This is a genomic window from Pseudomonas sp. NUPR-002, from assembly GCF_056322725.1.
The window spans coordinates 6,065,355-6,089,892 of the sequence record NZ_CM150476.1 but is presented as its reverse complement, the minus strand read 5'-3'; the positions used below and the strand labels follow the sequence as shown (position 1 = coordinate 6,089,892).

26 protein-coding genes are annotated in these 24,538 nt (G+C 59.9%); 11 read left to right on the top strand and 15 right to left on the bottom strand.

Features of this window, described 5'->3' with window-relative positions; genetic code table 11:
* Positions 1-112: 112 nt before the first annotated feature.
* Complete coding sequence (gene amaB, locus ACVWSC_RS28055) at positions 113-1,603, top strand: L-piperidine-6-carboxylate dehydrogenase (protein ID WP_442110760.1); 1,491 nt, start codon at positions 113-115, stop codon at positions 1,601-1,603.
* 103 nt (positions 1,604-1,706) lie between these two features.
* The gene (gene amaA, locus ACVWSC_RS28050; RefSeq protein ID WP_442110758.1) at positions 1,707-2,993 is read left to right on the top strand and encodes an L-pipecolate oxidase; all 1,287 of its coding nucleotides are present in this window, start codon (positions 1,707-1,709) and stop codon (positions 2,991-2,993) included.
* Between the two features lie 3 nt (positions 2,994-2,996).
* Here the strand turns inward: amaA and ACVWSC_RS28045 are convergent, their stop codons facing one another.
* From ACVWSC_RS28045 to ACVWSC_RS28020, 6 genes are all read right to left on the bottom strand, one after another.
* The gene (locus tag ACVWSC_RS28045; RefSeq protein ID WP_442110756.1) at positions 2,997-4,427 is read right to left on the bottom strand and encodes a mechanosensitive ion channel domain-containing protein; all 1,431 of its coding nucleotides are present in this window, start codon (positions 4,425-4,427) and stop codon (positions 2,997-2,999) included.
* Positions 4,428-4,497: 70 nt separating this feature from the next.
* Entirely contained in the window at positions 4,498-4,998 is a 501-nt protein-coding gene (locus ACVWSC_RS28040) for an outer membrane beta-barrel protein (protein ID WP_442110754.1), read from the bottom strand.
* A 43-nt stretch (positions 4,999-5,041) separates the two neighbouring features.
* Positions 5,042-5,725, bottom strand: coding sequence for a DUF3313 domain-containing protein (locus ACVWSC_RS28035; protein ID WP_442110752.1), 684 nt, complete (start codon positions 5,723-5,725; stop codon positions 5,042-5,044).
* Positions 5,726-5,848: 123 nt separating this feature from the next.
* Positions 5,849-6,172 (bottom strand): hypothetical protein, encoded by a 324-nt coding sequence (locus ACVWSC_RS28030; protein WP_442110750.1) that lies wholly within the window; start codon positions 6,170-6,172, stop codon positions 5,849-5,851.
* 152 nt (positions 6,173-6,324) lie between these two features.
* Entirely contained in the window at positions 6,325-7,122 is a 798-nt protein-coding gene (locus ACVWSC_RS28025) for a winged helix-turn-helix domain-containing protein (RefSeq protein WP_442110748.1), read from the bottom strand.
* Between the two features lie 140 nt (positions 7,123-7,262).
* On the bottom strand, positions 7,263-8,759 hold the full coding sequence (locus tag ACVWSC_RS28020) for a YifB family Mg chelatase-like AAA ATPase (protein ID WP_442110746.1): 1,497 nt from the start codon (positions 8,757-8,759) through the stop codon (positions 7,263-7,265).
* A gap of 243 nt (positions 8,760-9,002) precedes the next feature.
* Between ACVWSC_RS28020 and ACVWSC_RS28015 the strand changes: the two genes are divergently transcribed.
* The 3 genes from ACVWSC_RS28015 (at position 9,003) to ACVWSC_RS28005 (ending at position 11,245) form a co-directional block, all read left to right on the top strand.
* The gene (locus ACVWSC_RS28015; protein ID WP_442110744.1) at positions 9,003-9,251 is read left to right on the top strand and encodes a helix-turn-helix domain-containing protein; all 249 of its coding nucleotides are present in this window, start codon (positions 9,003-9,005) and stop codon (positions 9,249-9,251) included.
* On the top strand, positions 9,241-10,527 hold the full coding sequence (locus ACVWSC_RS28010) for a type II toxin-antitoxin system HipA family toxin (protein ID WP_442110742.1): 1,287 nt from the start codon (positions 9,241-9,243) through the stop codon (positions 10,525-10,527). Before ACVWSC_RS28015 ends, ACVWSC_RS28010 begins: the two co-directional genes overlap by 11 nt.
* A gap of 415 nt (positions 10,528-10,942) precedes the next feature.
* A complete protein-coding gene (locus ACVWSC_RS28005) occupies positions 10,943-11,245 on the top strand; it encodes a DUF6124 family protein (protein ID WP_442110740.1) in 303 nt (100 codons plus the stop codon).
* 94 nt (positions 11,246-11,339) lie between these two features.
* On the opposite strand, the gene ACVWSC_RS28000 is transcribed toward ACVWSC_RS28005, so the two are convergent.
* Complete coding sequence (locus ACVWSC_RS28000) at positions 11,340-11,585, bottom strand: accessory factor UbiK family protein (RefSeq protein ID WP_442110738.1); 246 nt, start codon at positions 11,583-11,585, stop codon at positions 11,340-11,342.
* 371 nt (positions 11,586-11,956) lie between these two features.
* Between ACVWSC_RS28000 and glnK the strand changes: the two genes are divergently transcribed.
* The 3 genes from glnK (at position 11,957) to sutA (ending at position 14,471) form a co-directional block, all read left to right on the top strand.
* Positions 11,957-12,295 carry a P-II family nitrogen regulator gene (glnK, locus tag ACVWSC_RS27995; RefSeq protein ID WP_002555808.1) on the top strand — a complete coding sequence of 113 codons (339 nt, stop codon included), beginning with the start codon at positions 11,957-11,959 and terminating at the stop codon, positions 12,293-12,295.
* Between the two features lie 42 nt (positions 12,296-12,337).
* The gene (locus ACVWSC_RS27990; RefSeq protein ID WP_442110736.1) at positions 12,338-13,669 is read left to right on the top strand and encodes an ammonium transporter; all 1,332 of its coding nucleotides are present in this window, start codon (positions 12,338-12,340) and stop codon (positions 13,667-13,669) included.
* A 475-nt stretch (positions 13,670-14,144) separates the two neighbouring features.
* On the top strand, positions 14,145-14,471 hold the full coding sequence (gene sutA / locus ACVWSC_RS27985; RefSeq protein ID WP_442110734.1) for a transcriptional regulator SutA: 327 nt from the start codon (positions 14,145-14,147) through the stop codon (positions 14,469-14,471).
* A gap of 209 nt (positions 14,472-14,680) precedes the next feature.
* On the opposite strand, the gene ACVWSC_RS27980 is transcribed toward sutA, so the two are convergent.
* From ACVWSC_RS27980 to lptM, 6 genes are read right to left on the bottom strand one after another with little or no spacing between them, the layout of a single operon-like run.
* On the bottom strand, positions 14,681-15,376 hold the full coding sequence (locus ACVWSC_RS27980) for an HAD family hydrolase (RefSeq protein WP_442110732.1): 696 nt from the start codon (positions 15,374-15,376) through the stop codon (positions 14,681-14,683).
* Positions 15,373-16,272, bottom strand: a complete 900-nt coding sequence (xerC, locus tag ACVWSC_RS27975; protein ID WP_442110731.1) for a tyrosine recombinase XerC — start codon at positions 16,270-16,272, stop codon at positions 15,373-15,375. The genes ACVWSC_RS27980 and xerC overlap by 4 nt, the downstream gene beginning before the upstream one ends.
* Positions 16,272-17,009 (bottom strand): DUF484 family protein, encoded by a 738-nt coding sequence (locus ACVWSC_RS27970; protein ID WP_442110729.1) that lies wholly within the window; start codon positions 17,007-17,009, stop codon positions 16,272-16,274. The genes xerC and ACVWSC_RS27970 overlap by 1 nt, the downstream gene beginning before the upstream one ends.
* A gap of 13 nt (positions 17,010-17,022) precedes the next feature.
* Entirely contained in the window at positions 17,023-17,853 is an 831-nt protein-coding gene (gene dapF / locus ACVWSC_RS27965; protein WP_442110727.1) for a diaminopimelate epimerase, read from the bottom strand.
* A 4-nt stretch (positions 17,854-17,857) separates the two neighbouring features.
* Positions 17,858-19,105 carry a diaminopimelate decarboxylase gene (gene lysA, locus ACVWSC_RS27960; protein ID WP_442110725.1) on the bottom strand — a complete coding sequence of 416 codons (1,248 nt, stop codon included), beginning with the start codon at positions 19,103-19,105 and terminating at the stop codon, positions 17,858-17,860.
* 9 nt (positions 19,106-19,114) lie between these two features.
* A complete protein-coding gene (gene lptM, locus ACVWSC_RS27955; RefSeq protein ID WP_442110723.1) occupies positions 19,115-19,252 on the bottom strand; it encodes an LPS translocon maturation chaperone LptM in 138 nt (45 codons plus the stop codon).
* A gap of 195 nt (positions 19,253-19,447) precedes the next feature.
* On the opposite strand from lptM, the gene cyaY reads away from it, so the two are divergent.
* The 3 genes from cyaY to rnk all read left to right on the top strand — a co-directional run bounded on the left by cyaY (position 19,448) and on the right by rnk (position 20,556).
* Positions 19,448-19,780, top strand: coding sequence for an iron donor protein CyaY (cyaY, locus tag ACVWSC_RS27950; RefSeq protein ID WP_442110719.1), 333 nt, complete (start codon positions 19,448-19,450; stop codon positions 19,778-19,780).
* 1 nt (position 19,781) lies between these two features.
* On the top strand, positions 19,782-20,003 hold the full coding sequence (locus ACVWSC_RS27945; RefSeq protein WP_442110717.1) for a DUF1289 domain-containing protein: 222 nt from the start codon (positions 19,782-19,784) through the stop codon (positions 20,001-20,003).
* A 133-nt stretch (positions 20,004-20,136) separates the two neighbouring features.
* Complete coding sequence (rnk, locus tag ACVWSC_RS27940; RefSeq protein WP_442110715.1) at positions 20,137-20,556, top strand: nucleoside diphosphate kinase regulator; 420 nt, start codon at positions 20,137-20,139, stop codon at positions 20,554-20,556.
* A 47-nt stretch (positions 20,557-20,603) separates the two neighbouring features.
* Here rnk and ACVWSC_RS27935 read toward each other — a convergent pair whose 3' ends face one another.
* A complete protein-coding gene (locus tag ACVWSC_RS27935) occupies positions 20,604-21,446 on the bottom strand; it encodes a PI-PLC domain-containing protein (protein WP_442110713.1) in 843 nt (280 codons plus the stop codon).
* An 82-nt stretch (positions 21,447-21,528) separates the two neighbouring features.
* On the bottom strand, positions 21,529-24,411 hold the full coding sequence (locus ACVWSC_RS27930; RefSeq protein ID WP_442110711.1) for a class I adenylate cyclase: 2,883 nt from the start codon (positions 24,409-24,411) through the stop codon (positions 21,529-21,531).
* Positions 24,412-24,538 lie beyond the last annotated feature (127 nt).

Here is a 24,538-nt window from a genome sequence, read left to right as displayed (position 1 = left end):
TTACCTGGCGGAATGATGTGCGGAATAAAGGTCGTTTGTTGCACCAGAGTGATCGGATTAATACTGATCCGAATCACGATTTCAACCACTCATCGCATTGCAGGAGAAGAAAATGGTTGATGGACTGCTTGACCGCCTTGGTGTCCCGGCCAGTGCCTACACGCATGGCAACCATCCCGTTCACACCCCTATCGATGGCAGCGCGATTGCCTCGGTGCACCTGGAGAGCAAAGCCCAGGTTGTGGCCAAGATCGACAAGGCCGAGCAGGCATTCCAGGCCTGGCGTAATGTTCCCGCGCCGCGTCGCGGTGAGTTGATTCGCCTGTTTGGTGAAGTGCTGCGTGAAAACAAGGCGGCGCTTGGCGAACTGGTTTCCGTCGAAGCCGGTAAGATCACTCAGGAAGGCCTGGGTGAAGTGCAGGAAATGATCGACATCTGCGACTTCGCCGTTGGCCTGTCGCGCCAGTTGTACGGTTTGACCATCGCCTCCGAGCGTCCTGGCCACCACATGCGTGAAACCTGGCACCCACTGGGGGTGGTCGGGGTGATCAGCGCCTTCAACTTCCCGGTTGCGGTGTGGGCCTGGAACACCACCCTGGCACTGGTGTGCGGCAACGCGGTGGTGTGGAAGCCTTCGGAGAAAACCCCGCTCACTGCGCTGGCCTGCCAGGCACTGTTCGAGAAGGCCCTGAAGGCGTTCGGTGAAGCGCCAGAAGGCCTGAGCCAGTTGATTATTGGTGACCGCGAAGCCGGTGAAGCCCTGGTTGATGACCCGCGCGTGCCGCTGGTCAGCGCTACCGGCAGCACACGCATGGGGCGTGAAGTCGGCCCGCGGGTTGCCGCCCGTTTCGGTCGCAGCATCCTTGAACTGGGTGGCAACAATGCCATGATCCTGGCGCCTAGCGCAGACCTGGACCTGGCGGTGCGCGGCATCCTGTTCAGTGCCGTCGGTACTGCGGGCCAGCGTTGCACCACACTGCGTCGCCTGATCGTGCACCGTTCGATCAAAGATGAAGTGGTAGCCCGGGTCAAAGCCGCTTACGCCAAGGTGCGAATTGGCGACCCGCGCAAGGACAACCTGGTCGGCCCGCTGATCGACAAGCTTTCCTTCAACGCCATGCAAGACGCGCTGGCCCGTGCCCGCGATGAGGGCGGCCAAGTGTTTGGTGGTGAACGCCAACTGCAGGAGCAGTACCCGAACGCTTACTATGTTTCGCCTGCCATTGCCGAGATGCCAGCCCAGAGCGCCGTGGTCCGCCACGAGACGTTCGCACCGATTCTCTACGTGTTGGCCTATGACGACTTCGAAGAGGCGCTGCGCCTGAACAACGAAGTGCCGCAAGGATTGTCGTCGTGCATCTTCACCACCGACCTGCGTGAAGCCGAGCGCTTCCAGAGTGCGTCGGGCAGTGATTGCGGCATTGCCAACGTCAACATCGGCACCAGCGGTGCTGAAATCGGTGGTGCGTTTGGTGGTGAGAAAGAAACCGGTGGCGGCCGTGAGTCGGGTTCCGATGCCTGGAAAGCCTACATGCGTCGGCAAACCAACACCGTGAACTATTCGCGTGAGCTGCCGTTGGCTCAGGGGATTGTGTTTGACTGAACTGTAGGAGCGGGCTTGCCCCGCGAGGCGGTGTGTCTGACAAATCGCTATCGCGGGGCAAGCCCGCTCCTACGGACAATAAGAACAATCAAGGAAACCGGCCATGCCAGAGCTGCGCCAACACTGTTTGTGGGAACACGTAACCAAGCAAGCTGCGCCGCTCAACAAGCTGACCAGCGAACTCAAGGCCGATGTCTGTGTGATCGGCGGTGGTATTACCGGCCTCAGCGCAGCCCTGCATTTGTTGGAAGCGGGCAAGTCGGTGGTGTTGCTTGAGGCCTGGAAAATCGGCCACGGCGGTTCCGGGCGCAACGTCGGGTTGGTCAACGCCGGTACCTGGATTCGCCCCGATGACGTCGAGGCCACCCTGGGGCAACAGCAAGGTAGCCGCCTGAACAAGGTATTGGGCGAAGCCCCGGCTGAAGTCTTTGCCACCATCGAACGCTTGGGTATCGATTGCCAGGCACACAACCGCGGCACCCTGCACATGGCGCACAACGCCACGGGTGTTGCCGATCTCGAAGCACGGCATCAGCAATGGAGCCGTCGCGGTGCAGACGTTGAGCTTTTGACCGGCGCGCGCTGTGAGGAGTATTGCGGTACCGACAAGATTTCCGCCGCGCTGCTCGATCGCCGCGCTGGCACCATCAATCCCATGGCTTATACCCAAGGCCTGGCCGCAGCTGTCAGCCGCCTGGGTGGGCAGATTTTTCAGCAATCAGCCGTCGAAGGGCTGGAGCGCGAAGGTCGCAGCTGGCGGGTGAAAACCGCCAACGGCGCGGTGACGGCCGACAAGGTGGTGATCTCCACCGGTGCTTACACCGAAGGCGACTGGACCACCCTGCAAAAGCATTTCTTCCGCGGTTACTACTACCAGGTTGCCTCCACACCGCTGCACGGCGCTGCCGCTGACAACGTGCTCAAACACGGCCAGGGCTCGTGGGATACCCGCACGGTGCTGAGCAGCATTCGTCGTGATGATGAGGGCCGTCTGTTGCTCGGTAGTCTCGGGCGTGTGGATAACAAACCCAGCTGGTTCATCCGCAGTTGGGCCGACCGCATCCAGAATCACTACTTCCCGCAGTTGGGCAAGGTTGAGTGGGAAATGCACTGGACCGGCTGCATCGACTTCACCCCCGATCACCTCATGCGCCTGTTCGAACCGGCTCCGGGCCTGGTTGCCGTGACGGGCTACAACGGCCGTGGCAACACCACCGGCACGGTTATCGGCAAGGCCTTTGCCCAGTTCCTGCTGCAGGACAATCCGGACGCTTTGCCAATCCCGTTCTCGGCCATGAAACCCGTGTCGGCACCGGCGCTGCGCACCGGCTTCTACGAAACCGGCTTCTCGCTGTATCACGCCGGGCAATGCTTGCGCGTGGTGCTCTGATCGTTACTTGTGCAGCCAGCTGAGAAAGCCGCCTTTCTTGATGGCTGCCGGTTTCTGCTCCAGTAACGACTGGCGGTTTTGCTGGCGGAAGCGTTGCAGCTTGATCAATGCCGTTTTCACCTCGGCACGTTGTTCCAGGCAGCTGCGCACTTCGGCTTTGTCGATGCGGTAGAGGACGCAACTGGTGAGGGTGCGGAACTCGGCGTTGGAGTCTTCTGATTCCAGCAACCCTTCCACACCCAGCACCTCACCCGGTCCCATGCGGCCCGCCTCGATTTGCTTGTCACCATCGCGGATGCCCGCCGAAACCACTCCGGTGCCGATCACCAGCAGATAGTCTGAACTGTCGCCTACGCCAAGGATCACCTGATCGGCCAGGTATTCGACAGCGGTCATGCGTTGGCTGAGGCTGTCTTTCTCTTCACTGCTCAGCGAGCGGAAGATCCGCACATCTTCAAGCAGTGCGCGTTGGCGGCTCCAGGCGTGCGGGGTCAGGGTGTCGGCATTCCACACCACGCCGGCTGCTTCCAGATGGCGGTGGGCGAGGTCGAACATGTGGTTACGCACTTCGGTTTTCTGGCTCATGGCACTGACAAAGCCACTCGCTTCGTATTCCACCGACTCCAGGCTAGCACTCTTGATGATCACTTTCGGCGCTGGCGAGCTCAGCAGGGAGCGGGTGCCTTGCAGGGTTTTTTCCAGTGCATCCAACACACGCCGGGGGCGTACTTTGGCGGGCACCACGACGCTGATCGATACCCCATGCACATCGTTGGGCTGGCTGAAATTGAGCAGCTTGGCCTTGGCCGCCACCGAGTTGGGAATCACCGCCAGGCTACCGTTGCCAGTGAGCAATCGGGTGGCACGCCAGTCGATGTCGATGACCTTGCCTTCGGTGCCGTCGATGCTGATCGAGTCGCCAATCTGGTAGGGGCGAGTGGTGTTGAGGACGATCCCGGAAAACACGTCACTGAGCGTGCTCTGCAACGCCAGGCCGATGACAATGGCCATCACCCCGGAAGTGGCCAATAGTCCTTTGACGGGTAGCTGCAGCACATAAGCCGCTGCAGCAACAATGGCGATGAGGAAAATCACCGCCCCTAGTACATCCTGCAACAGGCGCCCGGTATGGCTGCTGCGTGACACCAGGATCACGCCGAGCACCACGGTCATGGTGCGCGCCGCGAATAACCACCAACCGATGCCCAGCACCGTAGCCAGCAGATTGCGCGCCAGGTCATCGGCCCACGGTGCCGGTTGCAGCGGGCTGACACCGCTGCTGATCAGCACCCAGGTAAACACCAGGAACATGCCCAGGCGCAGGCCGATACGCAGGGCCCGCCGCTGCACCGGAATGAAATGCCAGAGCAGCATGTCGAGTACGATCAGCAGAATGCCGATCAGCAGTGGATAACTCTGGATTAGCGCAATCATACCGGTCTCGCGGCGGTGGACTGCTGCTAGTAAAGAGCAGGTTGTGGGCAATTACTACTGCCCTGTGGGCTTAGAACATCACATAGACGCTGGCGCTGGTCTGGTCCAGATCGATATCGCCGACTTTCAGTACTTCCTGCTCCAGACGCACGCCAACGTTGCGCAGTACATCCATCTCGACACCGAGGCCGTAGGTCATGTCCAGATCGCTGCTGTCGCCAGCGACATCTTTGTCAGCATCCCAGGCATGCACCCCGGCACTGGCGAACAGGCGAATACGCTGACCGATCGGAAAGCCCAGATGGGCGGCGGCCTGCACGGAGTGACCGTCGAAGCTGCCGTATTTACCGCCGAGATCGCCCAGGTCTACCCAGGCACCTTCTACGGCCAGGTAAGGGTTGAGGCGGTAGCCGACAAACGCCTTGTAGGCGGTGTCGTCATCACTGAGCTGGTGTTCGTCGGCCTCCACGCGGGTGACACCGCCACCCAGGTAAAGGCCACGGTCATCGGCCATGACGTTCAGCGAGGTGAATACACAGAAGGCAGCTACAAGCTGTTTTGCAACGTTCATCGTTTCTCCAACGAGGTGTGGTCAATGAGGCAGGCGGGAGGGATCAAGCCGATCCCTTGCGTTGAAATTCCCGGTCCAGGCGTTCACGGATCAGCTGCGCGGCGCTGTCCATGGCGGGGTAGAGATCCTCGATGGCAGGCCCCTGGTCTTGGCCAATGTTCTTGCCGGTGGCGCGGTCTACCGCGTGGCTGAGGGTTTCGCCGCTGAGGCTGTCGCGGACTTCGCTTTGTACGAACAGGTACAGGGTTTCGTCGCGAATACCGGTGGCGTGCAGCGAGAGGCCAACCAGCATGCCGATGGGGATGTATTCGGTGACATTCGGATCACGCGGTGCGCGTTCAATATCGGCAATCGATACATTCAGCGACAGCGCCTTGGCGGCGGGTTTATCGACCAGGCGATAACCTGCAGTGGTCAGTTGTTTTTCCAACTGGCTGCGGAAGTGTTGGCGCAGCTTATTTGCATCGCCAGCAAACTGGGCAAAGCGTGGATCCTTACTGTCGAAGGAAAACGTTTTAGGCAAGTTGATGAATATTGTTTTGTCATGATTCTGTGACAAAGGTGCGGCGGACTTTTTCCAGGCAACACTGCCGTCACTGTGTTCAATCACCTGCTGTGTTGCTTTGGGTTGCGTCTCGGCTGGCATGGTGGTGTCGATGCTGGGAGCCATCGAGCAACCAAACAGGCTCATCGGGAAGAGAAAAATGCAGAGTTTTTTAAGCGGCATGTACGTTCCTGTTGGCGTCACATAGAGGTGAGCGGCGTATCCCCACTCTGGCCGGTGAGTGGGGAAAACAGGAATCAAAAATCGTTATTTATGCCCGCAAACGCACGTCGGCTGCGGTTGCTGTCACTTGTTCATGCAGCGCATGCGATCAAGTTCAAGAAAGTAGTAGCACAAAGCCTCACTATTGGTAGGGATTACTACCAGGCTGAGAATAGAGCCAAGCCTGAAGTATTGCCGGGCAAACAGCAGCTCTGAATGGCGGCTGACGTCGAACAGCTCGGTGTGCGTGCTGGCCTGAAGATCTTCGACCTTGATCTTTATACGACTGTGCGAAATGTCTACCAGCGATGCACCCACGGCAACGTGGCGTTCTTTATCGCCCAGGCGCTCCAGCACACTGATCACAGCGCTTGGCTCGCTGATGGTCAGTGCCTCTTTGGACTCCATGATTTCCTGCCCGATGTAATTGCGCCCCTCCGACCGATAAGGCTGGCTGTTCGCGTAAGGGCGAGGCAGGGTTATTAACAGCAATGCCAGGCAGATCGAAAAAACTGCAGCGATAATTAGCCAGTGCCGTCGTGCGGATTTATTGTTAATCATCATTCACCGCTCACGCACTTTTTCAACATGTTGGTAAGGGCTTCGTCCTTGACTTGGAATTCGAGGTTGTAAGTTTTCCCCGTTTTTCTAATACAGGACAGGTTAATGCGCGAGCCTGTTCGGCTGATAAAAATCTGACCGTTCAAGTTTTCTTCGCTCATGTTTAAACTCAGCACTTCTGACTTGAGCGCATCAACGGCTGTTTGGCTTTTGCCTACTGCCGAGATTGAAAGTTCGCCATGCTGAATAACGGCAATATTTAATTCACTGACTGGCTCGTACCATACATACAAGCGCCAAATTGAAAAGATAGCGAATAGGGCTGCAGCCATATAACCGAGCCGTACGGCAATTCCCAAGGAGGCTTTTTTTGCAGGTGCGGCGTCGATTACCGCAGCGGGTGGGGCGCTGGGCTCAGGAGCGGGTTGTGCTGGCGCTTGCTCGGCGTCGGCCTCGGCTTGAGACACAACATAATCGCTGTTGAAACGGTAACCCCGGCGCGGCACGGTGATCACGATCTCGTGATCCTTGCCGTCGCCGAGAATGTTTCTCAGCATGAAAATCGACTGGTTCAGGCTACCTGCCGAGACAACGCGGTCATCCCAGGCAAACTCCAGAATGGCCTCGCGTGAACAGATGGCCCCTGCGTCCATCAGCAAAAGTTCAAGAATGCGAGACTCGGCGCGGGCGAGCGTGAGCTCCTCGGTGGCGCCATGAATTCTGTGAATGATTATCTTGCAGTGTTCGGAATTAAACTCCACAAGCTCGCTGTTTTTTAGTCGAAATTGGTAGATCATCCAACAGTACGCGTGTTGTGGAATTAGCCGCTATTATAAGGCTCGCCATCAATGAAGCAAGTCGATGGAATGTGCTTGCCCTGGCCTTAATGTATAAATAGACTATTGGGCTATATATATTTCAATGTTGAAATAAATGCTCAGTGCGTAGTTGTCGGGCGGTACTGCAGTGCCTCGGCAAGGTGCGCTCTGCCAATGCGTTCGACGTGTTCAAGATCGGCTAGCGTGCGGGCTACCTTCAGCAAACGGTGTGCAGCCCGCAGCGACAACGTGAGGCGTTCGCAGGCGCTTTCCAGCCAGTGCTGGTCGGCTGTGGATAACTCGCAGTACTGGCGCAAACCCGGTAAATCCAGAAACGCATTGGCGCAGCCCTGGCGTTGTTGTTGCAGCGCTCTGGCAGTGGCAACGTGCGTTGCGACGGTGGCACTGCTGTCGCCCTGCTGGTCGGTCGGGCATAACGCCGTTGCTTCACGGGCGACGGTCAGGTGCAGGTCAATGCGATCGAGCAGCGGGCCGGACAGTTTGTTGCGGTAGCGCTGGATCTGATCGCTGCCGCATCGGCAGCGTCCGGTTGGGTCGCCAAGATATCCACAGGGGCAGGGGTTCATGGCCGCAACCAATTGGAAGCGTGCCGGAAAGCGGATCTTGTCTTTGGCCCGGGCAATGACGATTTCGCCAGACTCCAGTGGCTCGCGCAGCACCTCCAACACCCGCCGTTCAAACTCCGGCAATTCATCAAGAAACAGCACGCCATGGTGAGCCAGGGTAATTTCACCGGGTTGCGGGCGACTGCCACCGCCCACCAGCGCAGCACCAGAGGCCGAATGATGAGGATGCCGGAACGGGCGTTGCGGCCAACTGCTCAAGGGCACATGGCTGGCAACGGACTGAATCGCAGCCACCTCCAATGCCTCGCGCTCATCAAGCGGTGGCAGCAGGCCGGGCAGGCGGCTGGCGAGTAAGGTTTTGCCGGTGCCTGGAGGGCCGCTGAAAAGCAGATTATGGGCGCCTGCTGCAGCGACCAGTAGCGCACGTTTGGCCGCCACCTGCCCCTGAACTTCATTGAGATCGGGGTAGGGCCTTACCTGTAATACCAGGCCGTTGGCGTTGTAGGGCGTGATTGGCGCCTGGCCGTTGAAATGGCCTATCAGCTCCAGCAAATGGCCAACCGCGTACACCACCAGCCCCGAGGCCAGGCACGCTTCTTCAGCGTTCTCCTTCGGCACCACCAATGCCCGCCCGGCTTCCCGCGCGGCCAGAGCGGCCGGCAGCACACCCTGAACGGGGCGTATCGCGCCCGACAGGGCCAGTTCACCCAGGCATTCGATGTCTTCCAGTACTTTGAACGGGAACTGCGCATTGGCCGCAAGAATGCCCAAGGCGACAGCCAGATCGAAGCGCCCGCCGTCTTTGGGTAAATCGGCGGGTGCCAGGTTGAGGGTGATACGCCTCGCGGGAAACTCCAGGCCTGAATTGAGAATCGCGCTGCGGACCCGGTCTTTGCTTTCCTTGACCGTGGCTTCAGGCAGGCCCACCAGCGTGAGGGCGGGCAGGCCATTGGCCAAATGGGCTTCGACACTGACAGCCGGGGCCGAAACACCGACCTGCGCGCGGCTATGGACTAAGGCGAGGGACATGAACGCTCCGTGTTCTGTGCGGGGCCGCGTCCTGCGGCATTCAAAGCATAGTGGTGCGTTCAGGGCGAGGGCAGGGAAGAGTGAGTCAGGTTTTTACAACACACCCCTTCGGTGGGGCTTGCCCCGCGATGCGATGCACAGGGTCGCTCATAAGGAGGTGATCCTTATCGAAAACTGAAAAATGCATCATATATGAGTCAAGTGCTAATCTTTAGCGCAGAGTGTCTTGTATACGGTGCAATTATGGAATCCATAGGGCTGACCATTAAGCGTCTGCGCAAAGAAAAGGGCCTTTCCCAATCAGATCTGGCAAGCCAGTTGGGTATGAGCCGCTCAACGATCTCCAGCATTGAGAACAACACTGTGGCAGAGATCGGGATTCGCAAGGTAGAAGCGATCTTGAACGTGTTTGGGTACACCTTGGCCGCTGTTGCTCAGCGCCGCAGGCCAACGCTCGATCAGTTGAAGGAGACAAACTTCCATGGGCAGTGATGCTCTGAATGTAGCCGTACGTGGTGAGTCCATTGGCGATTTAGCCCGAGCTGACTCTGCACCTGGAGCTACCTCGTTCAGGTACCGCCAATCAGCGGACGACAGCCAAGCCGTGTCGTTGACGATGCCTGTCCGCCGAGATGATTACCTTTGGGAGCAAGGGTTGCATCCCATCTTCGAGATGAACTTGCCTGAAGGCTATCTCAGAAGCCGTTTGCAGCAGATGTTTTCAAAGGTCATCCGTGGCTTTGATGACCTGGATCTGCTCAGCATTGTTGGTCCCCACCAGTTGGGTCGGGTAATCGTGGGAGGGCAGTCCGATGGCTCGATGCCGGGGACCTCGATCAATGAGCTACTTGTCTATGACGGCGCGCACGGATTGTTCGAAGATCTGCTGACCACATATGCCAAGTACTCTGGTGTCTCCGGGGTGCAGCCGAAGGTACTGGTGCGGGACGAAGGGGCAGATGATTTCGATCGGGTTACCCACAGGGGAGCAACGCACATCGTCAAAGCCTGGCGTGCTGAAGACTACCCTGAGCTGGCAGCAAATGAGTTCTTTTGCATGAGAGCAGCTGAGCTGGCTGGTCTGGCTGTGCCGAAATTCCAGTTGAGCAGTGGCGGTAAGTTTCTAATTGTTGAGCGGTTCGATATCGACGATCAGGGTTATCTGGGCCTTGAGGACTTCTGCGTGCTCAATGGCTGGGGAGCCAAGCGTAAGTACGATGGTAGCTATGAGGGGGGGGCGCGACAGATAAAACTGATGGTCGAGCCGTCACTGGTCCAGGAGTCGTTGCTCCAGTACTTTCGGTGCGTGGCGCTATCGGCGGCGGTGAGAGGTGGTGACGCCCACCTGAAAAATTTCGCGCTACTGTATAACAACACCGGTGATGATGCCGTGATTAAGCTGGCTCCTGCTTATGACATCGTTACCACAACTCCCTACAACCCGCAGGACATGATGGCGCTGATGATGGAGGGGAGTAAGGCTTTCCCGAAGCATAAGAGGTTGGCCCAGTTTGGACGCGTGATGTGTGGGTTTACTGAGCGAGCTGTTGGACAAATCCTGCAAGAAATCGCCGATGGCATCAGCGATGCCCGAAAAGAAATGGTTGAGTACATTGAGAGCAACCCTCAATTCGAGTTAATCGGTACCAAGATGCTGGATGCCTGGAATGCTGGCGTGACTCGTAGCCTGATGTCGGAGAGGCGGGCTAAGGTCATTGACATGGGCGAGGCACAAAAACCAGCCTCACCCAGAGAAGGGTCCCAGTAGGTAAGTACCTAAGGCTTCGTTAGGAAGCCTTAGGCCGAGTGCCAACGGGGTGGCCCGTGAGGATGATCATCCAGGCACATCACATCGCGGGGCAAGTCGGGTCGCCGCACCGCCGCTCCTACAGTTTGTAGTGGTTTTCTGTCAGACGCTTCTGAATCATACTGCCGGCGCCGCTGCTCTATTGCGCCCACTCAGGTGCCTGCCTACCCTGCGACTGTCGTTGCCAATTCAACGACCGGATGTCGCAGTCCAGGCGTAGTAGAGCCCCATTTTCCTGCAACAGGTTAATGGCGGCTGTGCGTGGGGCACCTTCGGGTGCGCCGGTTCCTATGCCCGGTCTGCGAACCCGCGTACAGCTGCCACCCATTCGTTTCGCAGCGAGCGGTGGTAGCTCCACATGCATAGGAGTTGCCTGATGAAAAAGTCTGTTCCCGATCCGCCCGACCTGCCATTTGTCACAACGGTCGAAAGGCCTGTCGCCAGTTGCCCCGAGCATCTGCCGTTGTTTTCTGTGTGTACGGGTGTCAGCGCTGAAGACGCGCTGGTGCACGCATCGCTCTATCTCAGATGCGCCAGCGTCAATGTCGAACAGGTTGTGCAGTACGTGGGTGAGCCAGGGCGGAGTTATGCCTGGTCGGTCCAGCATTCTGTTGAGCTGGCGCGGGCGTTGATCGATTCGTTGATCGACGGGATTGAGCTACAGCGTTTGCCCGGCTGAGGATGCAGGCAATCGCCTGTTTGTGGGAGCGGGCTTGCCCCGCGAAGCGATGTGTCTGAACGACCGCAATCGCGGGGCAAGCCCGCTCCTACGCTTAGAGGCGTGCTTCCATTTCGGCAACTTTGGCCTCAAGGGCTTCAAGGCGCGCACGGGTGCGGGCAAGGACCACCATCTGGCTGTCGAACTCTTCCCGGCTGACCAGCTCCAGTTTGCTGAATCCACTTTGCAGCAGGGCTTTGAGCTGGCTTTCCAGTTCGGCGCGTGGCTGCGAGGTGTCGCCGCTGAACAGGCGCGAGGCTTGGTCGCTCAGGGCGTCGAGAAAGGCTTTGGGCGCGAGCATGTTCGGCTATCCGCTGTTTCGAAGTGGGGCGCCAGTGTAGCACGCAGTTTTACTCGCCTTGCGCTGCACGCTTTTTGCGCATCGCGGTGAATCGCCGCGCACCGTATTTGTGCAGGTAGACGGTGCTGGCGACTGGCCTCTCACCAGCGTTCAACGTAAGTGCCTGTAATTGGGTGATTTAGCGGTTCTGGCAAGCTTTCTGCAAAGACCATCGTGACCCATGCACTGATGCAGTCACTGTGACGAGGCAGGGTGCAAGCGGGGCATCCAGCTGTTTCGGTCGACGATGCGTTACAAAGCCAGGCGCTGCGCTTAGACTTGAGTCGGGTTTGTTTTCCTGGGGCAAGTCCACCAATTCGGGAGAGAGTTTCATGAAGCTAGTCACTGCCATCATCAAGCCGTTCAAGTTGGACGACGTGCGCGAGTCGCTGTCTGAAATCGGCGTGCAGGGTATTACTGTCACTGAGGTCAAAGGCTTCGGTCGGCAGAAGGGCCACACCGAGCTGTATCGCGGTGCTGAGTATGTGGTTGATTTCCTGCCCAAGGTGAAGATCGACGTCGCCATCGACGACAAGGATCTGGACCGGGTCATTGAAGCGATTACCAAGGCCGCCAACACCGGCAAGATCGGTGACGGGAAAATTTTCGTAGTCAATCTGGAGCAGGCGATTCGCATCCGTACCGGCGAAACCGATACCGACGCGATCTAAAAAAAAGCCTCACCAAACCCCAACGCCCCAGGAGATAACAACATGACTCTGCGTCAATTCGCAGGGCTAGGAGCCCTTTTGTCCCTCGTAATGCCCGGCCTGGCCCTGGCAGAGGAGGCAGCCCCCGTCCTTAACTCCGGCGACACCGCCTGGATGTTGACCGCCACCGCGTTGGTGCTGTTCATGACCATCCCAGGTCTGGCCCTGTTCTATGGCGGTATGGTGCGTTCCAAGAACGTGCTGTCGGTGATGATGCAGTGCTTTGCGATTACCGGCCTGATCAGCGTCTTGTGGGTGGTTTTCGGCTACAGCCTGGCCTTCGATACCACGGGTATGGAGCAAGGTGTAGTTAACTTCAATTCTTTCGTTGGTGGCCTGTCCAAAGCCTTCCTGGCTGGCGTGACGCCTGCGAGCCTGACTTCTCCGGCGGCGTTGTTCCCTGAAGCGGTCTTCATTACTTTCCAGATGACCTTCGCGATCATCACTCCGGCGCTGATCGTCGGTGCCTTTGCCGAACGTATGAAATTCTCGGCCATGCTGATCTTCATGGCCATCTGGTTCACCCTGGTGTACGCACCGATTGCGCACATGGTCTGGGCCGGCAATGGCGGCCTGATGTGGGACTGGGGCGTGCTGGACTTCGCTGGCGGCACCGTGGTGCACATCAACGCCGGTATCGCCGGCTTGGTAGCCTGCCTGGTGCTGGGCAAGCGTAAAGGCTTCCCGACCACGCCGATGGCGCCGCACAACCTGGGTTACACCTTGATGGGTGCGGCCATGCTGTGGATCGGCTGGTTCGGCTTCAACGCAGGTTCTGCCGCTGCGGCGAACGGTACTGCAGGCATGGCCATGCTGGTGACTCAAATCGCCACCGCTGCGGCTGCCCTGGGCTGGATGTTCGCTGAATGGCTGACCCACGGTAAACCAAGCGCGCTGGGCATTGCCTCTGGTGTGGTTGCCGGCCTGGTCGCCATTACCCCGGCTGCGGGTACCGCTGGCCCGATGGGGGCTCTGGTGATCGGCCTGGTGTCTGGTGTGGTCTGCTTCCTCTGCGCCACCAGCCTCAAGCGCAAGCTCGGTTACGACGACTCTCTGGACGCCTTCGGCGTGCACGGTGTTGGCGGTATCGTCGGTGCCATCCTTACCGGTGTGTTCGCAGCCCCTGCACTGGGTGGCTTCGGCACCGTCGAGGACATCGGCGCGCAAGTCTGGATTCAGGCCAAAGGCGTTGGTTTTACCGTGATCTACACCGCGATCGTCACCTACGTGATCCTCAAGGTGCTGGACCTGGTGATGGGCCTGCGGGTTAACGAAGAAGAAGAGTCGGTCGGTCTCGACCTGGCGCAACACAACGAGCGTGGCTACAACCTGTAACTCGGCTCGAAAATTTGCCCGGCTTGCCGGGCATTTTTTTTGCCTGCGATTTGGCGCTTTTGCACAGCGCAAACGGTTTCTTGCGGCGCTTTTGCCATTGCTATTTTTGCTGGCTTCCCACAGGCAGAAAACTTACAGCTCAGAGTGATGGTTAGACGCTTTGTTTTTTTTCCCAGCACGCTAGAATGCGCGCCGAAGGGAGCTGACAAGCTGTCCGCAAACTTCGCTACCCTTTGCTAGGCTTGCCAATGAGCAGGCCGATCACGCCGGGGTAGGCCGACGGATGTTCTGTCGGCAGCTCTTTAATTTCGTCAGGCCCTGCCAAGAGCGGGGCTTGCACGGCGCGCGGCATATGCCATGGCGCACGCCTGAGGTGGCGGCAAACCCGCGACCCTGTGAATTTTTCCGGTGGCTGCCGATTCCCGGCGCTGCTGGTTCAAAACTAATCTGCTTTTCGCAAGTCATGAGGTAGAACATGAGCGACGACGATCTGGAAAATGACGACCTCGAAGTAGGCGACGAAGACGAAGGTGATGAAGGCCTCGAAGCGGCAGCTGATGATGTAACTGACGACAGCGGCGACGACAGCCCGACACCTGCTGCCAAAGGCAAGTCCAAGTCGGCTGCGGTCTCGGTCGATGAAATGCCGAGCATGGAAGCCAAGCAGAAAGAGCGTGACGCTCTGGCCAAGGCGATGGAAGAGTTCCTGGCCCGTGGTGGCAAGGTGCAGGAAGTGGAGGCCAACGTGGTCGCCGATCCGCCCAAGAAGCCTGACAACAAGTACGGTAGCCGCCCTATCTGAGTGGTTTCGTCAACAAGAAAGCCCGCCGTCGCTGCGGGCTTTTTTGTGGGTGTCGTGTAGCTGAACAGCGGAGCTGTGGGAGCGGGCTTGCCCCGCGAAGCAGGCACTGCGGTGAATGGCACGGGCTTCGCCCGTGTTCGCGGGGCAAGTCGGGTCGCCGCACCGCCGCTCCCACAGGTAGTGCAAAACAGTTGCTCCCACCGGGGGTTTCAGCGCCAGCTATTGAGCAGCTCAGGCAACTGCGAAAGGCGCTGGATCTCAGCGTCAGGACGGCTGTCGGCATCCCAGGTCTTGCCCTGGGGATTGAACCAGATCGCCCGCAGGCCTGCGCGCTGGGCTCCGGCGATGTCGTCACCGGGGTGGTCGCCGATATGCACGGCGGCGTGCGCCTCGACCTGGCCTTGGCGCAACGCTTCAAGGAAGGGTTTCGGGTCCGGTTTGCCAATGCCGACGTCTTCGGCGCACAGGGCAAATTTGAAGTAGTCGGCCAGCCCCAGGCGACGCACATCGGCATTGCCATTGGTGACCACGCCCAGGGTGTAGTGGTGACGGAGGATCTCCAGCACTGGCTGCACTTCCGGGAAAATATCGACCTGATGGCGGGCGTGAAGGAACACTTCGAAGCCTTCGTTGGCCAGCTCACGGGCTTTGTTTTCGCTGTAGCCAACATCCTCCAGGGCATGGAACAGCACGCGGCGGCGCAAGGCGCTGATGCGGTGTTTGAGCCCTGGCTCGGCCGCGACCAGGCGCTCGCGGATGCTGTACAGGTGCTCAACCGGCACTGCGCCCAGGTCGGGAGCATTGGCGGCTAGCCAGTCCCTGAGAACGGCCTCGGCGCTGAGGATGACCGGTGCGGTATCCCAGAGGGTGTCGTCGAGGTCGAAAGTGATCAGCTCGATGCTCATGAGTCGCTGCCCTTGCTGCGTTTGGCCCGCGGATGGGCGCTGTCATAGACGGCGGCCAAATGCTGGAAATCAAGGTGAGTGTAGATCTGTGTGGTGGCAATGTCGGCATGGCCAAGCATCTCTTGCACGGCGCGCAGGTCTTGCGACGACTCGAGCAAGTGGCTGGCAAACGAGTGCCGCAGCATGTGCGGGTGCAGGTTCTGGCCGAGTTCGCGCTCGCCGGCAGCCTGTACGCGCACCTGGATAGCCCGGGGGCCAAGACGGCGGCCCTGGCGGCTGACGAACACGGCGTTGTCTTGTGGCGCGCTGATGCCGCGCAGGGCCAGCCATTGCTCCAGGGCTTCGCGTGCCTTGCGGCCGACCGGCAGGACGCGGGTCTTGCTGCCCTTGCCGTGGACTTGCACCAGCCCTGCGGGCAAGTCGAGCTGGTCGGTGTTGAGGCTGGTCAGCTCCGACAGGCGCAAGCCCGAGGAGTAGAACAGCTCGAGCATGGCCTGGTCGCGGCGGGCGAGGAAGTCATCTTCCACGGCGCCGTCGAGCAGTTGCAGGGCACGGTCGGTGTCGAGGGTTTTCGGCAGCCGCCGTTCGCCTTTGGGCGCTGACAGGCCGTTGGCCGGGTCGTGGCTGCACAGGCCTTCGCGGTTGAGGTAGCGGTAGAAGCCGCGCACCGCCGAGAGCAGGCGGGCCAGGCTGCGCGATGACTGGCCCTGATGGTGCTGACGGGCGATGAACTGGCGCAGGTGCTGGATCTGCAGGGCATTCCAGCTGTCGATTCCGGCTTTGCTGCAGTAGGCCAACACGTTGTCGAGGTCGCGGCGGTAGGCCAGCTGGGTATGTTCGGATACCTGGCGTTCATTGCGCAGATGCGCGCAGAAAGCCTGTAGCTGGCGTTCCATCAGCGCACCGGGCGCAAGGTCTGGGTAAAGCGTGGCACCACGCGGCCGAGCACTTCGGCGATGTAGCTGAGGAACAGGGTGCCGACGCTGCTTTTGTAGTGCTGCGGGTCTCGGCTGGCGATCGCCAGTACGCCATGCAGGCCTTGATGGTTCAGGGTGGCAACGGCGGTAGAGCCGACTTCCTTGCGCTGGTCTTCGCCAAACAGGAAGTCCAGTTCATGCTCGCGCAGGTTGCCGCTGACGGTTTTACCGCTGCACAGCAGGCCACCGATGGCTTGCTGGGCGTCGGCGCTGTTGACCCAACGCCCCACTGGCGCGGCGCTGTCGCCGAACAGGATCAGGCTCACGAAGGGCACCTTGAATTCCTGGCGCAGGCTGTCTTCAACGGCCATGACCACGGTTTCCAGGCTGTCGGCATCGAGCAGGTCGAGAATCAGGCGGCGGGTTTTATCGAACAAGCGGTCGTTGTCGCGGGCCACGTCCATCAATTGCGAGAGGCGGTGGCGCATCTCGATATTGCGGTCGCGCAGCAGCTTGAGTTGGCGCTCCACCAGCGAAACGCTATCGCCACGCTGGTGGGGGATGTGCAACTCGCTGAGCAGTTCATCGTGCTCGGCGAAGAACGTCGGGTTGTCGCGCAGAAAGGCCACCACGGCATCAGCCCCGAAGGCGGGCGTCGAGCCCTCGGCGCTAAGGTCGGTGGGCTGTTCGGCAGGAGCCTGGGGCTGATCGGTCATGGTTGGCACTCACTCATAGACGAACCTGTCCTTCAAATACACGCACGGCTGGGCCGGTCATCAGCACCGGCTTGCCCGGGCCTTCCCATTCGATGGACAGGCGCCCACCGGGAAGGTCGATCAGTAACGGTGAATCCATCCAGCCCTGGCTGATTGCGGCCACGGCGGCGGCGCAGGCGCCGGTACCGCAGGCCTGGGTTTCCCCGGCGCCACGTTCCCAGACGCGCAGTTGGGCGCGATGGCGGTCGATGACCTGGATGAAGCCGACATTGACCCGCTGCGGGAAGCGCGGGTGGTGCTCGATTTTCGGCCCCAGGTCGTGAACCGGCGCGCTGTTGATGTCGCTGACCCGTAGTACGGCGTGGGGGTTACCCATCGACACGGCAGCCAGTTCAACCTGTTGCCCGGCCACCTCCAGCGGGTAGCTCAAGGCCTGCGCCGGTGCATCGAACGGAATCTCGGCGGGTGCCAGACGAGGCGGGCCCATGTCGACGCAGATCTGCCCGTCGTTGCGTACATCCAGTTCGATGATGCCGCCTTTGGTTTCAACGCGGATGCGTTTCTTCGCGGTCAGACGCTTGTCCAGCACGAAGCGCGCGAAGCAGCGCGCGCCGTTGCCGCACTGCTCCACTTCCGAGCCGTCGGAGTTGAAAATCCGGTAGCGAAAGTCCACCTCCGGATTGCTCGGTGCTTCGACGATCAGCAACTGGTCGAAGCCGATACCGGTGTGACGATCACCCCATTGTTTGGCGTGCTTGGGCAGGATGTGCGCATGCTGGCTGACCAGGTCGAGGACCATGAAGTCATTGCCCAGCCCATGCATTTTGGTAAAACGCAGCAGCATGGGTTTACTCCGGCAGCAGGCTTTCGCCGGCAAACAACTCGGCTACGGTTTCCCGGCGACGTACTTCGAACGCCTGGTCGCCATCGACCAGCACTTCGGCGCAACGGCCACGGGTGTTGTAGTTCGAGCTCATGACAAAACCATAGGCGCCCGCCGAGTGCACCGCCAGCAGATCGCCTTCGGCCAGGTTGAGCGTGCGCTCCTTGGCGAGGAAATCTCCGGTTTCGCAGATCGGCCCGACCACGTCATAGTTGCGACCTTCGCCCGCGCGAGGCTGCACGGCGGTGACGTTCATCCAGGCCTGGTACAGGGCCGGACGGATCAGGTCGTTCATGGCCGCATCGACAATGGCGAAGTCTTTGTGTTCGGTGTGCTTGAGGTATTCGACGCGGGTCAGCAGGACGCCAGCGTTGGCCACGATGTAACGGCCAGGCTCGAACACCAGGGCCAGGTCACGCTCGCCGACGCGCTCGCGAATGGCCTTGATGTAGTCGCCGGCCAGCGGCGGCTCTTCGTCGCGGTAACGCACGCCAACACCGCCGCCCAGGTCGAGGTGGCGCAGGAGGATGCCGCAGTCGCCGAGGCGGTCGATCAGCGCCAGCAGGCGGTCGAGGGCATCGAGGAAGGGTTCCAGGGTGGTGAGCTGCGAACCGATGTGGCAGTCGACACCGATCACTTCCAGGTTAGGCAACTGCGCGGCGCGGATGTACACCTCTTCGGCATCGGCGATGGCGATACCGAACTTGTTTTCTTTAAGGCCGGTGGAAATGTACGGGTGGGTGCCGGCGTCGACGTCCGGGTTGACCCGCAGCGAGACAGGCGCACGCAGGCCCATTTCGGCGGCAACCACTTGCAGGCGCTCCAGCTCGTCGGTGGACTCGACGTTGAAGCAGTGCACGCCGACTTCCAGGGCGCGGCGCATGTCTTCGCGGGTTTTACCCACACCGGAGAACACCACGCGGTCGGCACGGCCGCCAGCGGCCAGGACACGCTCCAGCTCACCGCCGGAAACGATATCGAAACCTGCGCCCAGGCGCGCCAGCAGGTTCAGCACACCCAGGTTGGAGTTGGCTTTGACAGCAAAGCACACCAGGTGCGAAACGCCCTGCAGGGCGTCGGCATAGCTACGGTACTGGGCCTCGATGTGGGCGCGCGAGTAGACGTAGGTTGGTGTACCGAAACGTTCGGCGATGGCCGACAGGGCCACGCCTTCCGCGAACAGTTGATCGTCGCGGTAGTTGAAAGCGTCCATGGTTTACCCTTACTGATGCTTGTGCGATTGCGACTTTTGACCGTCTTTACTGTCGTCTGGCAGGTACAGCGGGCCCTTCTGGCCGCAGGCGGACACAAGCAAGGCAATCGCGACGAGCGCCGCGAGGGAGGAGATCAGGCGCTTCATGGCGTAATCCTTTGAAATAAGCAGTATTGCGCCCGAGTATACCGAGCACCCGCCGCCTTGCCTATGCAGGCAGCTCGCCGTCGGGCGGGGGGGGAGCTGCGCCAGTGGACGCAGGTCGTTATCCTTTGCATTCGGCGCGCGGCACTCGTATCTTGCCCGGCTTGCGTGTGTGCAGACATTTTTGAGGTTCTTGCAATGAGTTTGACCGAAGCGCGTTTTCACGACCTGGTCGACGCGACCCAACAGGCACTGGAAGACCTGTTCGATGAGACGGACCTGGATCTGGACATGGAGAACTCGGCGGGGATTCTGACCATCAAGTTCGAAGACGGCGCCCAGTTGATCTTCAGCCGCCAGGAACCACTGCGCCAGCTGTGGTTGGCCGACAAGTCCGGTGGTTTCCACTTCGACTACGACGAAGCCAGCGGCAAGTGGGTCTGCGAGAAAAGCGAAGAGCTGCTCGGCGAGATGCTGGAGCGGATTGTCTGGGAACGCGTCGGCGAAAAGCTGGACTTCGACGAGATTTGAGATGAGCACTGCAGCCAAACCGGCCAAGCCGCTCTACAGCAACGTCAGCCCGGCGGTGCCGTCGCCCTGCATCAGCACCTGCCGACTGGACGAGCACAAGGTGTGCATCGGCTGTTTTCGCCATGTCGAAGACATTCGCCAGTGGCGCTCGGCCGATGATCAGCAGCGTCGGCAGATCTGTCAGCAGGCTCAGGTTCGCCGGCAGTTGGCAGGGGCGAGCTAAACCCTATAGCTATTGTGTATTTACTTGGCTGTGGTAGTGTCGGACTTAGTTCGGCTGTGCCGAGTTCTTGCAAACCCCGCCCTTGGGCGGGGTTTTGCTTTATGCCGCTCAGAAAAAGGAGCCTGATTGGATCATGAGCACCACGCCTTCCATTATCGTCACCCGATTGGACGTTCAGCGTCTCGAGCGTCTGATCGACAGCCTCGATGAAAAGACGCAGGACTCGCCGGGTGTGCTCGCCCTGCAGGATGAGCTGGACCGGGCCGAGCTGGTCAGTCACGAGGAAGTGCCGGCCGGTGTCGTGACCATGAACTCCCGGGTTCATTGCCGCGAAGAAGCCAGCGGCAAGGACTACCACCTGACCCTGGTCTACCCCAAGGATGCCAACGCAGACGAAGGCAAGATCTCCATCCTGGCGCCGATCGGCAGCGCGCTGCTGGGCCTGTCGGTGGGTGAACAGATCGACTGGCCAGCGCCAGGCGGCAAGACCCTCAAGCTCAAGCTGCTGGAAGTCGAGTACCAGCCAGAAGCGGCTGGCGACTTCGACCTCTGATGCCTCGCGGTCGCCTGTCTGTGGATAGGCGACCGATCACGGCATGATTACCTGACGCTCAACGCCCGCAGTGTGCTGGCGTGGACACAGTTCTCGACGATGCGGCTGCGCAGCGACCAATCGGTGTTGATGATGCGGAAGTTCTGGATGTAGCTGTCCAGGTCTTTGGAGTCGAACCACTCGTCGATCTTGTCGCTGAAATCGTCCGGAGTGAACAGCACCTTGTTGTACTTGGCGCACTGGATCGACGTCAGCCAGTCGCTTGATGCCCGGCTTGCTGCCGCTTCGTCCATGAAGGCCTTCAGCTCTTCTGTGCTGGGCGTATTCTCACCCATCCATACCTGCTTAACGCCGGGCCAGTATTCGGGCCTGCTCGGGCCGTTGTACGCCACAACCACGGTCTTGCCCGGGTGATCACGCCACAGCTCATTCAGGGTCAAGTGGCTCAGCGACCAGGGAATCAAGCGTTGTTCCAGGCGCGGCTGCAACGCTTGCTGTAGCCACAGGTGCTCTTGAGGCGTGAACCGGTCGAACTGATGGAAATCGAGGATGATGATTTCCTTGGCATTGGCAGGCTGCTGATAGAACTGCTCCAACTGGCTGATCACATCGCCGTACAGGGTTCGTCCCGACGAAGTAAGGTGGAACAGTTGGTAACGGTAAGGCGAGTCCGGGGTGTATTCACGATAGGCCCGAACTCTGAGATCCAGCACGCGAATGCCCCCGCGGATCTGTTCGATGCACGACACATCTTGGGTGATCTCTTGAGGGACGCACAGATTGTCTATCTGCTTGTCCATCCCGGAGTCATGACTGCCAGGCAGGATCAGTTGATCGATGCGTAAGCTGCCAAGCTCCGGGGTGTTACCCATCCAATTTTCTTTGTTCATGTCACACCTCTTATTCTGAGAGGTGTGCAGCATTTGCCAGCCAGGGGGCTGACAGGCAGCGGGAAACGCACCGCAAGTCAATTCATTGCGGTGTGCTCGACGTTTCCTGTGCCGTCTGCAATTGCTTGAGTCCGTTGCTCAGCGCCTGTTCCAGCTCGCGTTTGTATCGCAGGTAGGTGATGGTCGAGTCTTGCTCATCTGCCAGCAGTTCGGAGAGGTCCAGGTCGGTGATGTAGCAAGGGTAGTGTTCGGCCTCGCGGCGCTGTTCGATGATCTCGCGGGCGACCACGGTGTACAGTTGATCGCCATGTTCGAGCTGGGAAAACTCGCGCTGGTTGCAGTACAGCGTGACCTGCACATCGTCATTGGCGCCTGCCTGCAAAATCGCCTGCACTTCGTAGTACGGCTTGTCGAGGGTCGTGAACTCGACCTGGCGGCTTTCCACCTGGCGGACCTTGCCAGGGCCTGATGGCAACAATTGGTAATAAAGAATATCCAGAGCGCCGCGGGCCTGCAGACGCTCCAACGGCAGGCGTGCTTCGCGGCGAAACACGATCGACTGCAAGAAGCGCTGCAGGGGCCGTAACAGGCTGCTTTCATCATGAAATGGCAGGCGTTGTTGCCACAGCGCGTTGTGCTCGTCCAGCACGTAAACATCGACCCAGCCGTCCTGTACCCGGTAGAACAACTGGATGCACTGCGCTTGGCCCAGGGGTAAGAGTTGGGCCAGGTCGAGCTCCTGCAGGGCGTTGGCATCCAGGTGCAGGGGGCTGTAGTTATTACGTTCCTTGCCCAGATAGCGCAGTAGCGCCTCCTGATCATCAAGGCTGACCAGATTCACTGCGTTGCCCTGCAGTTCCAGGACATGGGTGTATTGCTCGACCTGCAGCAGGTAACGGTGGTTGAGGTTCTGCGCTAACAGCGCCTGGGCAGTGCTGAAGACGTCTTCAACCCGCTGGGCAATGGCCTGGGCGCGATTGTGGCAGAAGCAGCGTACCTGCAAGCGTGGCAGGTGCTTGGTATGCCCCAGGCTGTTGAGGTAGTCACGCAGGCAGCGCAGCAGGGCATGCTCGCCGTCGTAGCGCTGCACCTGTACCTCGTTCCAACTGTTGAGGGTCACCTGATCCAGGGTTAGCACCAGGTTTTCACGCACCCCGGCATAGCTCAGCGAGTCGGTGCGTTCGGTGGTCATCAGGATGTTCAGGTCGCGATGGTGGCGCAGCGGATCGACCCCGACGTTGATCAGCAGCAGCACCTCGTCAGCCACGCTGGGCTGCAGCAGGCGTTGCTCGCAGACTTCCGCCAGGGGCAGGGCGACAGCCTGTTGCAGGCTACCGAGCAGGTTGAACAGCTCGTGCTCGCTCAAGTCGCTGCTGCCTGGGTGCAGGGCCAGGCGTGTGCTGCTGTCGATCACGCCATTGCGGTGAGCCCAGGCCAGCAGTTCAAGCAGCTCGCGGCAGCGCTTGATCGGCGCAAAATGTTCCCACTCATGAGCCCCCAGGTTGCCGTTGTACAGGCCCCAGTGCACGTGCCCGGGCTCTTTGCGGTTAGGCGACTGGACCAGCGTCAGGGTGTCTTCGCCCAGGTCCGGGGCGATCCCCGGGTTGATGAACTCAACCTTGCCGGCACGGCGCTCGAAGGCCGCGTACAGGCGCCGTCCGAGCACGCTGAGGTCGCGTTGATCGATGCAGCTGGCGACGTTTTGGTTACGGGCAAACTGGCACAGGAAGCGATAGCTGAAGTTGAGTTCGGCCACCAGTTCGCGGCGCTCGACGGCAACGTGGCGCACTTTCCACTGGTTACGGCTGTCGAGCAGGGTCAGCTGGCGTTCGTCCCAGCCCCATTCCTGGGTCAGGCGCTGGAGCAGGTCGCGCTGCCAGCTGGCACTGCGCTGGCGTCCGCTGCCGGTGAGTTTCTTGTTCACTTTCAGGTACAGGCTGCGGCGTACCAGTTCCAGGCGTTGTTGTTCGCCACGCCCTTGCAGGTACTGCTCAATACGCCGGTACACCATCATGTACGGATCAAGTTCGTCGAGATCGAGGCGATTGGCGAACACCGCCTGCTTGAACTGCAGGCTCAGGCACTGTACCTGCGGGTGTTCACTGGCGTAGGCCTCGGTCAGGAGCAGTTTGAGCACCGATTTGTAAGGCGACTCGATGCCTTTGAACAACTGCCACAGCCCTGCACCGACGTACTCACCCGCTGGTATGTGCGCCAAATGGCCCAGATCGAGGTTGTCCTCGGGGCGGACGAAACGCTTGGACAGCAGGGTTGCGATGTACGGGTGATAACGGGCTTCTTCATAGGTCGGCACCATCCACCACAGCGGTGTGCGCCCGGCGAGCCAGATGGCGGTGCGGTAGAACTCATCGAGCAGCAAGTAGTGCTGGGTGGTGCCGCAGTCATCGGAGCTCAGTTGGCTGTCGCGCTCACCCTTGGCAAAACTTTGCGGCTCGATCAGAAACAGATGGGCTTCGGCGCCCTGACTGGCGGCCCATGTTTCCAAGAGTTGGCATTTCTTGCGCAGCTCTGCCAGCTCGCTCTCGTTGAGCTCGGTGGCATGGCAGACCCAGACGTCCATATCGCTTTGTTCGGCCTGGGCCAGGGTGCCCAAGCTGCCCATCAGGAACAAGCCTTGAATAGCCTGGGGTGGATTGCCGTGGCGCGGCTTATAGGCGAATGAGCGCGTCAGGCGCTGGGCTTCGGCGAGTAGCTGGTTATCCGGTTCAAAATTCGCAACGCCTGCGGGCGTGGTTCCCGATACGTACCCGGGCAGTAGGGGGTGATTGACGTGCAAGAACAGCGGCAGCAGGGTCAGCACTTGCTGCTGACGGCTCGACAACCCTTCCATGGCGCGCGCCAAACGGCCCTGATTGAGCGTCAGAAAGCGCGTGCGCAGCTGGCTGAGCACTTTGCGGTCGATGCCCTGGTCAAGGTCGGGGCGGATTTCGTGGGGGTGGTTCATTGCGGGCTAAACCGGCCGTCAGGGAGCACGGGCAAGTTTAAGCGCTAATTGAAATTTGACGCCATTTTATTAACGCGTCGCGGGGCAAGCCCGCTCCCACCCGGTAGGAGCGGGCTTGCCCCGCGAT

What these genes read in the sequence shown, in the direction of transcription:
- ACVWSC_RS28045 (WP_442110756.1), bottom strand. Translation starts at nt 4,427, where the DNA reads ATGATTGCGCTAATCCAGAGTTATCCACTGCTGATCGGCATTCTGCTG.
- ACVWSC_RS28000 (WP_442110738.1), bottom strand. Translation starts at nt 11,585, where the DNA reads ATGCTCGCGCCCAAAGCCTTTCTCGACGCCCTGAGCGACCAAGCCTCG.
- lptM (WP_442110723.1), bottom strand. Translation starts at nt 19,252, where the DNA reads ATGAAGCGCCTGATCTCCTCCCTCGCGGCGCTCGTCGCGATTGCCTTG.
- ACVWSC_RS27930 (WP_442110711.1), bottom strand. Translation starts at nt 24,411, where the DNA reads ATGAACCACCCCCACGAAATCCGCCCCGACCTTGACCAGGGCATCGAC.
- ACVWSC_RS27980 (WP_442110732.1), bottom strand. Translation starts at nt 15,376, where the DNA reads ATGAGCATCGAGCTGATCACTTTCGACCTCGACGACACCCTCTGGGAT.
- xerC (WP_442110731.1), bottom strand. Translation starts at nt 16,272, where the DNA reads ATGGAACGCCAGCTACAGGCTTTCTGCGCGCATCTGCGCAATGAACGC.
- sutA (WP_442110734.1), top strand. Translation starts at nt 14,145, where the DNA reads ATGAGCGACGACGATCTGGAAAATGACGACCTCGAAGTAGGCGACGAA.
- ACVWSC_RS27990 (WP_442110736.1), top strand. Translation starts at nt 12,338, where the DNA reads ATGACTCTGCGTCAATTCGCAGGGCTAGGAGCCCTTTTGTCCCTCGTA.
- ACVWSC_RS28020 (WP_442110746.1), bottom strand. Translation starts at nt 8,759, where the DNA reads ATGTCCCTCGCCTTAGTCCATAGCCGCGCGCAGGTCGGTGTTTCGGCC.
- cyaY (WP_442110719.1), top strand. Translation starts at nt 19,448, where the DNA reads ATGAGTTTGACCGAAGCGCGTTTTCACGACCTGGTCGACGCGACCCAA.
- lysA (WP_442110725.1), bottom strand. Translation starts at nt 19,105, where the DNA reads ATGGACGCTTTCAACTACCGCGACGATCAACTGTTCGCGGAAGGCGTG.
- ACVWSC_RS27970 (WP_442110729.1), bottom strand. Translation starts at nt 17,009, where the DNA reads ATGACCGATCAGCCCCAGGCTCCTGCCGAACAGCCCACCGACCTTAGC.
- ACVWSC_RS28040 (WP_442110754.1), bottom strand. Translation starts at nt 4,998, where the DNA reads ATGAACGTTGCAAAACAGCTTGTAGCTGCCTTCTGTGTATTCACCTCG.
- ACVWSC_RS28015 (WP_442110744.1), top strand. Translation starts at nt 9,003, where the DNA reads ATGGAATCCATAGGGCTGACCATTAAGCGTCTGCGCAAAGAAAAGGGC.
- glnK (WP_002555808.1), top strand. Translation starts at nt 11,957, where the DNA reads ATGAAGCTAGTCACTGCCATCATCAAGCCGTTCAAGTTGGACGACGTG.
- amaB (WP_442110760.1), top strand. Translation starts at nt 113, where the DNA reads ATGGTTGATGGACTGCTTGACCGCCTTGGTGTCCCGGCCAGTGCCTAC.
- ACVWSC_RS27935 (WP_442110713.1), bottom strand. Translation starts at nt 21,446, where the DNA reads ATGAACAAAGAAAATTGGATGGGTAACACCCCGGAGCTTGGCAGCTTA.
- dapF (WP_442110727.1), bottom strand. Translation starts at nt 17,853, where the DNA reads ATGCTGCTGCGTTTTACCAAAATGCATGGGCTGGGCAATGACTTCATG.
- ACVWSC_RS28005 (WP_442110740.1), top strand. Translation starts at nt 10,943, where the DNA reads ATGAAAAAGTCTGTTCCCGATCCGCCCGACCTGCCATTTGTCACAACG.
- ACVWSC_RS28010 (WP_442110742.1), top strand. Translation starts at nt 9,241, where the DNA reads ATGGGCAGTGATGCTCTGAATGTAGCCGTACGTGGTGAGTCCATTGGC.
- ACVWSC_RS28035 (WP_442110752.1), bottom strand. Translation starts at nt 5,725, where the DNA reads ATGCCGCTTAAAAAACTCTGCATTTTTCTCTTCCCGATGAGCCTGTTT.
- ACVWSC_RS28030 (WP_442110750.1), bottom strand. Translation starts at nt 6,172, where the DNA reads ATGGAGTCCAAAGAGGCACTGACCATCAGCGAGCCAAGCGCTGTGATC.
- amaA (WP_442110758.1), top strand. Translation starts at nt 1,707, where the DNA reads ATGCCAGAGCTGCGCCAACACTGTTTGTGGGAACACGTAACCAAGCAA.
- ACVWSC_RS28025 (WP_442110748.1), bottom strand. Translation starts at nt 7,122, where the DNA reads ATGATCTACCAATTTCGACTAAAAAACAGCGAGCTTGTGGAGTTTAAT.
- ACVWSC_RS27945 (WP_442110717.1), top strand. Translation starts at nt 19,782, where the DNA reads ATGAGCACTGCAGCCAAACCGGCCAAGCCGCTCTACAGCAACGTCAGC.
- rnk (WP_442110715.1), top strand. Translation starts at nt 20,137, where the DNA reads ATGAGCACCACGCCTTCCATTATCGTCACCCGATTGGACGTTCAGCGT.